Raw genomic sequence first — 12,577 nt, forward strand, 5'->3', positions numbered from 1 at the left:
GAAGTGCCAACCTGCTTCAGTGATCATCGGGCCGGCATGGTGCGCTATAGGCTCGTAAACTCGATCGGCTCGACTTCGACTGGTCAGGCTGAGCCGACGAACAGGCATGGCGGCCCTGCGGCGCTCCCTGGCTTCGTCGCCTCGGTGCAGGCACAGCCGTCCATCGGGCAAGTGGCAACCTTTGGCGAGCCGGAAGGTTCGCCTGCATCGATGCGGCCTAAAGACAACCGAGTACCGCGAACTTAGGCTGCTCCAAGCGCGACGGCGACTATCGTGATGCCGTCTCGGCTTCCCGGGTGTTCAATCCGAAAAGAGGCAAGGGTGAGCCCTGGCGGGCCCACCGGGATGACGTTACTAGCGATTGGAGCAGATCCATTTGGTTGTCGTGTCGCCCGGAAGGCTGGCAGCCACGATGCCATATTGCTTGACAGAGTTCATCATCTCATCGGATCCGATGTACTGCTTCAGAGCCTCGTTGAATTTGGCCAGAAAGTCGGCATCTTCAGAGCGGAAACCGAGGCCGACCCAGTTATAGGTCCACTCCGGCAGAGCGGCAGGATCGGTGGCCTGGATTTCGCCGCTTGCTTGGTCAGCCATGAGTTTGGCTTCCAAATAAGTCATGCTGCCGGCATCACCACGTCCTGCCTTGATCGCGGCGAGCACCTCGGAAGGTCCGGGGACAACCGTAATCTTGTCCTCCGCAATTCCTTCTTTCTTGGCGGCCGCAATTGTGCTGGATCCCGCATATGTCACGAACACCGCCCCCTTCTCGGCGATATCCTTGTAGGTATTGATGTGCTTGGGATTGCCGGCTGGCACTATGAAGCCATCGCCGAGCTTCGCGATAGGCTCGGAAAAGGCGACGTTCTTGCACCGAGCACCCAAGATATACATTCCGCCCGTGATGATGTCATAGCGGTTTGCCTGAAGGCCAGGGATCAGGCCTCCCCAGTCGGTGACGGTTGTCTCCACATTTGTGTAGCCCATCTTCTTCAGGACACCGAGGGCAATCTCGTTTGCAAACCCTTTCGGGTGACCCTGATCGTCGGGATACCCAAAGGGCAGCACATTGGCGAACCCTATTCTGATTGGCTGCCCCGCCTGGACACGATCACTTAGCGGACCGGCATGGGCAGTCCACGTACCCACCAAGAGCGCGAGACCTGCCATCAACGTGCTGAGTTTCAACTTACCCATTGTTTTACCCTCTAGTGCCATTTTTATATTTGCATGACGCTCCAGCGACGTTAATATCTCCGGAGGCTTAGTGGCCTCTGCTCAGGATCGCCCCGATACTGGACAGTGAAGTGACCGAGGCTTCGTCTGCCAATCACAATTCCAACGCCGTGACCTTTCCTCAACGATCACTCGAAGGTGTCCGCTGTCTCCCACCCCGCCCTCGTGTGAGGCTGAGATGGTCTTGGGAACATCGTCATCCTTCTTCGAAGCATCGTTCGACGACCCGCTTCCGTCAAATTCTGTTTGTGTATCCTCTTCATCTCGAAGCGAGATAGCAACGAAGTGCAAGCTCGGAATCGAGAAAGGGGGAGCCCGTTTGTCACGAAGCGCGCATAAGTCCTGCCACGTCAAGCGCAAATGTGGCGCGACAATGCTGATGAGAAGCTCGAAGCTTCATTGTCGCGCCGCACGCAAAGCCGGATAGTTTCCGATACCGACGCGACGTTAATGTTTGGCCGATTGGAAGGGCGCGTCAAAAGCACTGGACGGAGAAAACGACGCCACCTTAAAAAGAAAATTCTGCCTTGGAACAAAAAACAAAGCAATGGCAAGAGCTGGTCTCAATGAGGCGCCCCTCGCGCGCACGGGCCGCAGCATCCTGTCCTTGGCAGGCCTTACGGCGGCGCTCTATCGCAAGACGTCTAATGCAAGGCACCGCGCAATGCCAAAGTGAGAGAGGTCGCGAGGAGTCACCTGGCAGCCCCAACGCATATCGCCTCACGAGCGCGCTGGTGCCATTCGCCCTTCGGCGTATGGTTCGCTCTCATGGCCGCCGTGCCAGCAAGCAATTTGGATGTGCGAGATCCATTCGATCAGGCTTCTCGCGAAACTACGCGGGACGAAGAGATCGCATTGGACGGATCCGGTGCGCACCAGCAGGACGGGCACGCGATGAAAGCCAACTTGGACCCCCTCCCCCTCTTGCAAAGAGTCCCAATCCACGACGACGCATCGCTCCAAGACATATTTAATATTTTCATCGGAAAGCCGCAGACGCACCCTGCCTTCACCGAGCTCGAGCACGCAGCCCAACTCTGGATCGATATCAATAGGAGTTAGCGATCCTTCGGAGAGCAGCCAGAAGCGGCGGGGTGCAATGCGAATGACAAGCTTGCCGTCTTGGCACGCAGTCTCACCGATCTTCTTGGGGAGCTGCCCGCCGAGTCTTGGCGCTAGGTCGGTCTCAAAACGCTCCATGGCGCCATCCCAGCCGTCGAACTGAAGGATCGCGCAGTCCTGGGACTCTATCCCGAGACCGGCTTGGTCAGAACCATTAGCCATGGAACCAATCTCCCTTCGGGTCGAGGAATGTGGGCGAGACTACGCGCGCCCGCACCGCCTCACCTTTCAAGGGATAATGAGCGATAAAATCGGCGCCATCCTGTGCTGCGCTGGAGGCAAGAAGCCCCAGCCCCACCCAAGCGTCAAGTGTGGGACTATAGGTGGTCGAAGTGATGCGCCCGAGCCCGTGACCCTGAACAGGCTCGTTAGGCCTGAAGAGTATCGCTCCACCGCGCAACCGTTTGCCATCCTCCACGCAACGCAGCCCGACCAACCGTGGGCGCTCAGGGTCGCTGAATGCTTCGCGCCGACCAAGAATGTCTCCGACGAAGCCGCTGCGTTTGCCAGCCATGCGGCGTAGCCCGAGATCGTCGAGCGTGGTCCTGCCGTCGATCTCCGGTCCAGCCACATGACCTTTTTCGACGCGTAGAGCCCCCAAAGCCTCAATGCCGTAGGGCTTGAGTCCGAAGCGCGCGCCGGCCTCCATCAGATGACACCATGCTTCCTTGCCTACGCTCGCGCCCGTATAGACTTCGTAGGCGCGCTCACCCGAAAAGCTGAGACGAATGATGCGAAGGGGCTTGTCCCGATACCGCCCGTCAAGAAGACCCATATGCGGCAACGCGTCGTTAGACACGTCCAAATCGGGAAACGCGGCCGCGAGGATATCGCGGCTCTTGGGACCGGCCACCGACATCGTCGCCCACTCGTCTGACACCGAAGTTACCGAAACGCGGAGATCCTGCCAGGCGGTGTCGAGCAGAAATTCGAGCCGAGACATCACGTCCGCGGCCCGAGCGGTTGATGTCGTCATAAAAAAGTGCTGGTCGCTTATCCTGGTCGTAGTGCCGTCGTCGAAGACGATGCCGTCATCGCGCAGCATCACGCCATAACGCGCGCGACCGACTGGCAGCTTGGCAAAGCCGTTTACATAAACTCGATCAAGGAATTCAGCGGCATCCGGCCCCTGAACCGCGATTTTGCCGAGTGTGGAAATGTCCATGAGGCCGGCCGCCTCCCGCACATTACGCATTTCCGCGACATACGCCTCGCTCACGTCGCGGCCAGAAGCATGATAGAACCAGGGTCGCATCCAGAGGCCGGTCTCAAGCATCTCCGCGTCATTGGAAACATGCCAGTCATGCATTGGCGTTCGCCGAAACGGCTTGTAGTGATGCCCGTGACTAAGCCCAGCCAGCGCCCCTACGGCGACGGGCGTAAAGGGAGGCCGGAAAGTCGTAGTGCCAACGTCTGGGATCGCCATGCCGCGCAACCCGGCCATGGCGGAAAGCGCGTAGAAATTGCTGGTCTTGCCCTGATCGGTGCCCATCCCCAGTGTGGTGTAGCGCTTGAGATGTTCGACGGACTGGTATCCCTCCTGATGCGCCAGCGCGATGTCATTCACCGTTACGTCCATCTGCAGGTCGACGAAGGCCTTCCCCTTGGCAGGGTTTATCTTCCCGCCGCCCCCATCGTAGGCCTTATCTGAGAAGCTCTCATCCTCGACCGGAAGCACAGGGGGTTTTGGCCACCTATCATCTTCCCCAACACTAAGTCCGGCGTTGGTCTCAGGAAGAGCAAGCTTGGCCAGCGCCTGGGATGATCTCGTTGCATTGCAGAACGTGAGCGCCTCGTTCGCTGCACGATGCCCCTCATCTACGGCAGCTCCCAGGGTGAAGTTTCCGATTATGGCACCGGCCGCAAACTGCCCCGCTCCGAGCTTGCCGGGGACGAAAGCGCGAATGTCTTCGCGATAAACCGGCTTGATTCCGAGATGGGAGGTCAGATGCACAGTCGGAGACCAACCGCCGGAAACCGCTACCAGATCGCATTCCAGTGTAGCCTTGCCGCGGGGTTCGACAAGCACGACCGCACGGACATTGTGACCTCCGATAGCCTTTGCGATCATCGATGTCGCGCGGACGGCGATGCCTCCGCGGCGCGCCTGCTCCAGGAGTCGAGGCGCAGGCTGCGCGCGGCTATCAGCTATCGTCACTTGCGCCCCGGCCGCCGCAAGATCGATTGCCGCGCTGTAGGCGCTGTCATTGTCAGCCGCAACCAGCACCCTCTTACCCGCAAGCACGCCGTATCTATTAAGATAGGTGCGCGCCGCCGAGGCGAGCATTATGCCGGGCCTGTCATTGTTTGCAAAGGTGAGCGGACGTTCGATCGACCCTGTGCAATAGACTATCGACTTGGCGCGCAAAATCCCCAGGGTCTGGCGCGCTTGACCTGGTCTCTGGTCGGAGGATCTTGAACCGTGTCGTTCCAAAAGGCCGAGAACATTGCCGTCATAGGTGCCGAACGCAATGGTGCGCGTCATAAGGGAAACATTTGGCAAGCTCGCGAGCCGTGCCAACATTCCAGCAAGCCAAGTTCCCGCCCGGCCATCCGAAGGCTCTGACAAGAGATAGCCCCCCGCCATAAAATCCTGCTCGATGAGCACGACCTTGGCGCCCGCTTCCGCTGCAGCCAGCGCGGCCGCCAGTCCGGCCGGTCCAGCCCCGACAATCGCCACGTCTGCAAAGAGATGACGAACTTCATACCTGTCGGGATCAGGCTCCTTCCCCGCACGGCCGAGCCCTGCCGCCTTGCGGATGAAGTGCTCGTAAAACATCCAGGAACGCCGAGTTGGTCCCATAAAGGTCTTGTAGTAGAAGCCTGCCACTAAGAACGGCGAGAACCAGCTATTAATGCTTTGAACGTCGAACTTGAGAGATGGCCAGCGATTCTGGCTTTCGGCCACCAAGCCATCCGCCAGTTCAACGGTGGTTGCCGGCAGGTTTGGCTCACGCCGTCCGCCGGTGCCTATAGTTACGAGCGCGTTCGGCTCCTCCGGTCCCGCCGAGTATATTCCGCGCGGCCGATGATATTTGAAACTCCGGCCAACGATCGTCACGTCATTCGCAAGCATGGCCGAGGCCAGGCTGTCCCCGCGAAAGCCCGTCATCGTCTTGCCGTCGAAGGTAAATTGGATGGGCTGCGAACGATCAATCCGCCCGAGCTTGTTCAGCCGCCTCATGCCAGCGTCCCCCTGATGAATTTGACTGAAAGGATCGTGTGATTCACGGTATTACGCTCGACGATAAGCCACTGTCGGCAACCCATCACATGCTGCCAAAATTCGTGGTGGATCCCAGCGGGATTCTCCCGCACGAAGACGTAACGGTACCAGCGTTCAAAGTCGGGATCATTGTGGTCCGGACGTCGGACAGACGCGTCGCCGGCATAGCGAAACTCGTCGTGATCGCGCGGACCGCAGCAGGGGCATTTGATTTGCAGCACTTGGGGTGAGTCCTATTATTGCAGCCAGGCAAACGGCCCGATGCCGGCTTCGTCGATGGTGCGTCCAGTGCGGAAGCGGTCGAGGCCGTAGGCTGCTATGAGCGGATGAGGTGCGCCAGTGGCGAGGGTATGGGCGAAGCACCAACCCGAGGCGGGGGTGGCTTTGAAGCCGCCATAGCACCAGCCACCATTAAGATAGAGCCCATTGATCGGTGTGGGACACACGATCGGGCTGCCATCGGGCGTCATGTCCATTATCCCACCCCAATGGCGGAGAATCCTTAGGCGCGAAATACAGGGCATCAGGGCGACCGCGGCCTCTGCGACATCGCGCACTATTCCAAGATTGCCGCGCTGGGCATACGAATTGTAGCCGTCGAGCGCGCCGCCAAATACAAGCCCGCCTTTGTCAGACTGACTCACATAAAAATGGTCTGCACCATAGGCAACGGTCTGATGTACCAGCGGCTTGATCGGCTCGGTCACGAAAGCCTGGAGAATATGGCTCTCGATCGGCAGTTCAAGACCGGCTTTGCGACCTAACGTTGAGGTGTGCCCCGCCACGGCAAGACCAATCCTGCCGGCTCCAATTCGCCCTTTGGTCGTCTCAACGCCAACGATGCGCTCGCCCTGACGGATGAATCCCGTCACCTCGCAATTCTGGATGATGTCGACACCATGGCCATCGGCAGCACGTGCGTAGCCCCAGGCCACCGCGTCGTGGCGAGCAGTACCAGCGCGACTCTGCCAGTGCGCGCCGTAAATCGGAAAGCGGGCCGTCTCCGAATAATCAAAATAGGGAACCATTCGCCGGACTTCGTCGCGGTCAAGCACTTCCGCGTTGATTCCATTCAGCCGCATAACGTTGGCGCGATGACTGAAATAATCGAGTTGATCCGGCGAGTGGGCAGCCACCAACTGGCCTCGCTGCGAGAACATCACGTTGTAGTTGAGGGTCCGCGACAGGTCCTCCCACAGCTTCAACGAAAATTCGTAAAACTGCGTATTACCGTCGAGCAGATAGTTGGATCGGACGATCGTCGTATTCCGACCAACGTTGCCACCGCCAATATAACCCTTCTCTAGAACCGCTATATTTCGAATGCCATGGTTCTCAGCGAGGTAAAACGCGGTCGCCAACCCATGTCCACCGCCGCCCACGATGACCACATCATAGTTCGATTTCGGACTGGGCGCGCGCCAGGCTAGAGGCCAGTGCCTTTGGCCCGCGAGGCCGTTGCGCAGAATGGAGAAAACCGAATAGCCGTGCATGCCGAACCCGCTATTTTATGAGCAGCAGACCAAAAGAATTGCAGAGTTTTTCCGCGCGCCGCTTGATGGTGAATAGACATTTGCACCCCGACCTGGCGCAGGAAGGTTAGAGTTTTTATGCACGGGTTCGACTTCGTGTTGAAGAAGCAGATCTATTAGGACGACTTCGACCAAGTATGCGCCACTTGGCTTTGGGTACACCAACATAGAGTCTCGAAAGGTGCCATCGCGTTTTAAGATGGCCGAGACCCAGTCAAAACCAGACGGCCGCCACTATGCGCGCCAAGCCCAGGCAGACCCGATTGCCTTGACACCCTGCCTTGTCTTAGACCGGCGAAGGCGGGGCCAGAACTCTGACCACCGCCCAGTCGAACTATCGGCCGATCGATTTTTTGTTAGATCTCGAAGATCTCTCTTGGCGTTTTCGTTAGGAAAATGGCGCCGGTCTTTTCGACGACAACGCAGTCAGAGAGAAAATGGTCATTCTGCCCATCGGTTACCCAGGTCAACAGATGGAACACCATGGACTCGCGGATTTCCATCGAGCTCGTCTCATGCAGGCTCTGAACCCCGGGGCCGCCAGTCCAGGTGGGTGGGAACGATAGACCGACCATATAGCCACAGTGAGGGGCTCTAGGCTTAACATTCGCAGGGTCAAGACATGCCTTCCAAGCGGAATAGACATCCCGAGCAAGACATCCAGGCTTAAGAGCTGCCAAGGCGGCCACATGCGCTTGGTGGCTCACTTCGGCTAATCGCTTGGCTGACGCAGATGCTGCTCCAATGTACCCGTACCTGGCCATTGGTGCATGATAGCGATTTACACAGCCCGATAATTCCAGAAGAAGCGGAGCACCATTTTTCAGTGGTTCGTCGGTCCACGAAGTATGTGGCTCTGATATTCTGTCACCCGATCTGACGAATGGTGGAAAGCCTGGACATTGCCCCCCCGCTGCGATCATCGCACCGTAAATCTTGGCAGCAACAATGTTTTCGACTACCCCCTCGCTGGCTTCGCGCAGACCGGTGGAAACCATGAGATCTGAAATCTCCGCAGCGCGCTTTATCTGCTCTATTTCGAAAGGCGATTTTACCTCTCGCAGCCTCTCGACGATACCCGATGCATCAACGATATCGGCTTTAGGAAGATACGATTGCAGAGGGCCATCAATCTTAGCCGTAGCGGCACTATTTCGCTGAAGCCCGACGCGCGCGCCTTCCCCGGCTAGTGAGACTATTTTAGCCGTTATCAATGCAGCAACGTCATCAGTGTCAGTGTATCCGGCAAATTCAACGCCGGACGTTTGCCGAGAAACCGTAGGCGCCTCGATATAGCGAGCAAATAGAATTGACCCCGCATCGGGCGATATCAGTAAAGCATGAAGGGCAAAATATCCTTCATAATCAAGACCCGTAATGTAGCAGATATTCTCCGGGCTGGTGAATACAGAGACGTCAATGTTACGGTCCCGACAAGACTGCTTGACAGCGTTTAGCCGACGTTCATGTTCAAGACCAGCCGACGTGACGTAGTGGTTCATCCCGGATTCCCCGATTTGAGTGGAATTATTCATAAAGTCCGCCTGGGGCGAGTGGGTTTTGGTTCGTACAAACACGCTCACGGGCGGATAAAGGACCATCTATTTGCCCCGAAGTTCACGGCCCATGCCCTTGCGCTGGACCAGGCCGAATATGAGGAAGCATCGTTTGATCGGTCAAATGCAGTGTTGATATAGGCCCCATCTTGCATCGAGATTGGAGGACAGCCTGTCAATTTCGCCTGAGAGGCGATGCTTCGGCGCCTGGTGTGATCCCTTCAAGGCGCAAGCTTGGTCTCGACAAGTTTGATCCAGTAGGAAGTTCCATACGGAATAGCCTCGTCGTTGAAGTCATAAGCCGAATGGTGCAAGCCGGCGCTGTCGCCATTTCCGCAAAGTATGTAAGCTCCTGGACGAGCTTCCAGCATGTAGCCGAAGTCTTCAGCTGCCATGATCGGTCGATTAGAATGGACATTGGCTTCCCCGACCAAACCCTTCGCGACTGCCACCGCTATCTCAGTCTGATCAGCGTGGTTAAACGTCAGCGGCGCACCACCAATAAATGACAGCTCGATATTTGCGCCGCTCATCTTCGCCGTACCCGCAACGATCTCGCTCAATCGAGCCTTGATCAGTTCGTGCACTTTAACTGAAAGGGAGCGTATCGTGCCGCGTAGAACAGCGGATTGGGGAATCACGCCTGGTGTTGAGCCGGCGTGAAATTCGGAAATTGACACTCCCGCTGCTTCCAAGGGATCCAAGTTTCGAGCCACAATTTGCTGGACAGCTGTTATAAGCTGAGCGCCGACTAGAACCGGATCAATACAGTCGTGCGGTGCAGATGCGTGACCGCCTCGCCCCTCAATGTTTATCTCCACCACATTGTAAGCGGCCATCATAGGGCCTGGTCGAATGCTAAATGATCCCAATGCGAGACCAGGCCAATTGTGCATGCCGAACACTTCCGATATGTTGAAGCGTTCCATCAGCCCATCCTTGATCATGGCCGCAGCCCCAGCTTCCTCTTCTTCGGCGGGCTGGAAAATCAATACAGCGTTGCCACGGAAATTGCGTGTTTCTGCAAGGTAGGAGGCAGCACCTAGCAACATAGCTGTATGGCCGTCATGGCCACATGCATGCATTTTTCCGGGAGTCTGCGACGCATAAGGTAGGCCGGTCGCCTCTAGAATGGGCAACGCATCCATGTCCGCCCTCAACCCGATGGATATGCTTCGACTTGAGTCTGATTGTATCCGTCCTTTGATGACGCCCACAACGCCCGTACGCCCGATCCCCTCGACAACTTCATCGCAGCCAAACTCACGCAAGCGAGCAGCGACAAACGCAGAGGTTCGATGGACATCATAAAGGAGTTCTGGATGCTGATGCAGGTCCCGCCGCCAACCTATAATATCCGGATGCAAATCGGCCACACGATTGATAACGGGCATTCGAAATGACTCCCCATAGTCCATCACTGCACGTGGCACGCATAGGGTTGGCGGTCAAATATGAAAAGTCGCCCATATCCATCTAGGAGTTAGATGGATCGAATGGCTTGCCGTTGACGGCGGTTTCCAAGGCGTTTGAAGCCGAAATCATCATTGATCGACAGCTCCTGTGTCCGCGTTCACCAGAACGGAAAAGGCGGCGCTGACGATTTGCCGAAGCTCCAATATCTTGTCCTGGCGGGTGGAAAGGGACATGACGGTAAGCCCGCCGCCACGCTCGTTGCCCTGCAAACCCGATGCAATCTGCTTGCCGACCACGCCTACAACAGAGTTGCTGTCCGGACGCTCGCAGCGGAGCGATGGCTTGGGCGAAGATTCCGCAGAACAACCTGAAACGCCCGACAAGCTCTCTCGCGGAGGCGGCGTACCGCCGAACGCTTACGGCACGATTGGAAGCAGAATATGGGAAGGATGGTCGCGATCGTGATGGATAGTATTCTGCGCGACCACCATCCGCGTTTCGGTGCCGTTGTTCTCTCCTGTATTCAGGTTCCGGGCCCAGTGGGGGAAGAGACTGCTCGACACTTGCACGCGGATACGGTGGCCGGGCGCGAACCAGTTGCTAGTCGCCTCCATGTTCACCTCTATGCGATAGACATTTCCCGGCGTCAGCAGGCTTGGATTGCTATAATCCTCGCGGTAGCGTTCCGGCATCTTGTAGGCATCACGATAGCGCGCCCGCGCGATTCCTTGGTGCAGGTTGTAGACGCGGCCATCTGGATAGACATCGCTCAGTTGCACGACGAAATCAGTATCCACCGCCGATGATGAGACATAGAGCACAGCGCGCAATGGGCCGGTCACCTCGATACCCGATTCCAGCAGTTCCGTAGTGAAGACCAGACGATCAGGGCGCAGATCGAGCTCCCGGACGTCAGCTGCCACGCCACCACCGCCGCTATCGATGTCTATGCTAGGCACCGGATCGGCGGGGTCGTAGCGATAATGGTCGGCGGGTCCCGTGGCCATCGCCGCGGAGAGCTTGCCATCCCCCTTGCTGGTGCTCGCCTTGCCACCGCTGCTGAAATAGTACGGCACGAACCGGGTGTCTGGGAGCGGCCAGCTATCGGCCGATTTCCACTTGTTGGCTCCCATCAGATAATATTGAACGCGCGGCATCCTCAGATCCACTTGGCCGCCGCGCAGCCAGTGATCATACCAACGCAAATAGATCGACCAATGATCGTGGCGAATGTCCCCAACGTCGCGCTTGCCGACCATGTACGGCGTTCTGGCCGATTCGCTCCGACAATGCTCCGTAGGTGAGATGATGACATATTGGTTGCGACGCGCCTGCTCGGTGAGCGACTGGTGTTGGAACGCGTTGAACAGGTCTAACGTAGCGCCGACTGTAGGATCGTACCAGGAGTTTACGAACAACGCGGGCGCATTGGGACGCGACTTTTCGTCAAAAAGGGCGAACTGCTGCCAGTATGGATCGCCGGGTTCATGCGAGACCCAGTCGCGCCAGTCGCTGGTTGCGCGCCCCGACCCGTCCATCATGTCGGCAAGGGGCAACGTCTTCAGGACCTCGTCGTAGTCGATCTTCGGGAGGGGCTCCGTACCCCGCTCGCTGCCAAGCTCGCGGAACCAACGAAAGGCCCAGCCGATCGCAGGCACACCACTGTTAACGATATCATACGGGTTATTACGCATCCCGCCGGCGGGTCCCTGCGGCACCATCGCTGCCAGAGCCGGTGGTCGAGTTGCTGCCATCATGACCTGATTGAGTCCAAGGAAAGAGCATCCGTAGGTCCCAACTTTGCCGTTCGACCAGGGCTGAGCAGCGACCCAGCCGACGGTGTCGTAGCCATCGTCCGCGTCATACGCGGCGGGGTGGGAATTGCCCTCCGAACGAAAGCGACCGCGGGCATCCTGCACGACGACTGTGAAGCCCTGGCCCGCGAACATATAGGCAACACCATTCCGCATCTTGGAATCGCGCCCATCCCGATATGGCGTCTTGTCATATTGCGTGCGGATCAGGATGGTCGGCAGCTTCTCTCCGGCTCCCCGCGGTTGGTAGATATCGGCATAGAGTCCAACGCTGTCACGCATCGGGATCCGGACATCGTTGTCTACCTCGACCTCGAAACGCGGCCTGGGGAAGGCCACCACGTCGAGCTCGCCCACCTGCTCACAAAGGGGCTCGGAAATTGGAACACCTGCCATTAGCGACTGTTCAACCATTTGGCTTCCATGTAATTGCAACGCGGTTTTGATCACCGCAGACTTCATGCGGACGTCAATTGGCGAGTCTGGAACGGCCAAAGACAGGAAATAGTCGGCGAAGGTGGTCGGCTGCAGACGCAATTTACACCGAAGCCATTGCTGCGTACCCAAGCGCGATGGAAGCACACAGGTTGTAGGCAGACTACATTATCAATCCCTGCCGCCGTACACGGCTATCGGCTCGCCAAGGCTGCCAGGCAAGATGTCTTGACCAAGGCC

General features: G+C 57.6%; 10 protein-coding genes. 1 reads left to right on the forward strand and 9 read right to left on the reverse strand.

What is annotated here, in order from left to right; genetic code table 11:
- Positions 1-354: 354 nt before the first annotated feature.
- Positions 355-1,197, reverse strand: coding sequence for an ectoine/hydroxyectoine ABC transporter substrate-binding protein EhuB (ehuB, locus tag AC0L2L_RS32735; RefSeq protein ID WP_473583932.1), 843 nt, complete (start codon positions 1,195-1,197; stop codon positions 355-357).
- A gap of 399 nt (positions 1,198-1,596) precedes the next feature.
- On the opposite strand from ehuB, the gene AC0L2L_RS32740 reads away from it, so the two are divergent.
- Positions 1,597-1,806: a hypothetical protein gene (locus AC0L2L_RS32740; RefSeq protein WP_473583933.1), complete on the forward strand. Its 210-nt coding sequence runs from the start codon at positions 1,597-1,599 to the stop codon at positions 1,804-1,806.
- 150 nt (positions 1,807-1,956) lie between these two features.
- On the opposite strand, the gene AC0L2L_RS32745 is transcribed toward AC0L2L_RS32740, so the two are convergent.
- The 8 genes from AC0L2L_RS32745 to AC0L2L_RS32780 all read right to left on the reverse strand — a co-directional run bounded on the left by AC0L2L_RS32745 (position 1,957) and on the right by AC0L2L_RS32780 (position 12,364).
- On the reverse strand, positions 1,957-2,520 hold the full coding sequence (locus AC0L2L_RS32745) for a sarcosine oxidase subunit gamma (RefSeq protein ID WP_473583934.1): 564 nt from the start codon (positions 2,518-2,520) through the stop codon (positions 1,957-1,959).
- Entirely contained in the window at positions 2,513-5,542 is a 3,030-nt protein-coding gene (locus AC0L2L_RS32750; RefSeq protein WP_473583935.1) for a sarcosine oxidase subunit alpha family protein, read from the reverse strand. Before AC0L2L_RS32750 ends, AC0L2L_RS32745 begins: the two co-directional genes overlap by 8 nt.
- Positions 5,539-5,805: a sarcosine oxidase subunit delta gene (locus AC0L2L_RS32755; protein WP_473583936.1), complete on the reverse strand. Its 267-nt coding sequence runs from the start codon at positions 5,803-5,805 to the stop codon at positions 5,539-5,541. Before AC0L2L_RS32755 ends, AC0L2L_RS32750 begins: the two co-directional genes overlap by 4 nt.
- Before the next feature lie 15 nt (positions 5,806-5,820).
- Positions 5,821-7,077: a sarcosine oxidase subunit beta family protein gene (locus AC0L2L_RS32760; protein ID WP_473583937.1), complete on the reverse strand. Its 1,257-nt coding sequence runs from the start codon at positions 7,075-7,077 to the stop codon at positions 5,821-5,823.
- A 395-nt stretch (positions 7,078-7,472) separates the two neighbouring features.
- A complete protein-coding gene (locus tag AC0L2L_RS32765; protein WP_473583938.1) occupies positions 7,473-8,618 on the reverse strand; it encodes a M24 family metallopeptidase in 1,146 nt (381 codons plus the stop codon).
- 275 nt (positions 8,619-8,893) lie between these two features.
- On the reverse strand, positions 8,894-10,066 hold the full coding sequence (locus AC0L2L_RS32770) for a M20 aminoacylase family protein (RefSeq protein ID WP_473583939.1): 1,173 nt from the start codon (positions 10,064-10,066) through the stop codon (positions 8,894-8,896).
- 150 nt (positions 10,067-10,216) lie between these two features.
- Positions 10,217-10,471: a hypothetical protein gene (locus AC0L2L_RS32775; RefSeq protein ID WP_473583940.1), complete on the reverse strand. Its 255-nt coding sequence runs from the start codon at positions 10,469-10,471 to the stop codon at positions 10,217-10,219.
- A 33-nt stretch (positions 10,472-10,504) separates the two neighbouring features.
- Complete coding sequence (locus AC0L2L_RS32780; RefSeq protein WP_473583941.1) at positions 10,505-12,364, reverse strand: CocE/NonD family hydrolase; 1,860 nt, start codon at positions 12,362-12,364, stop codon at positions 10,505-10,507.
- Between the last annotated feature and the right edge of the window lie 213 nt (positions 12,365-12,577).

It is taken from the genome of Mesorhizobium sp. WSM4832, assembly GCF_055811115.1.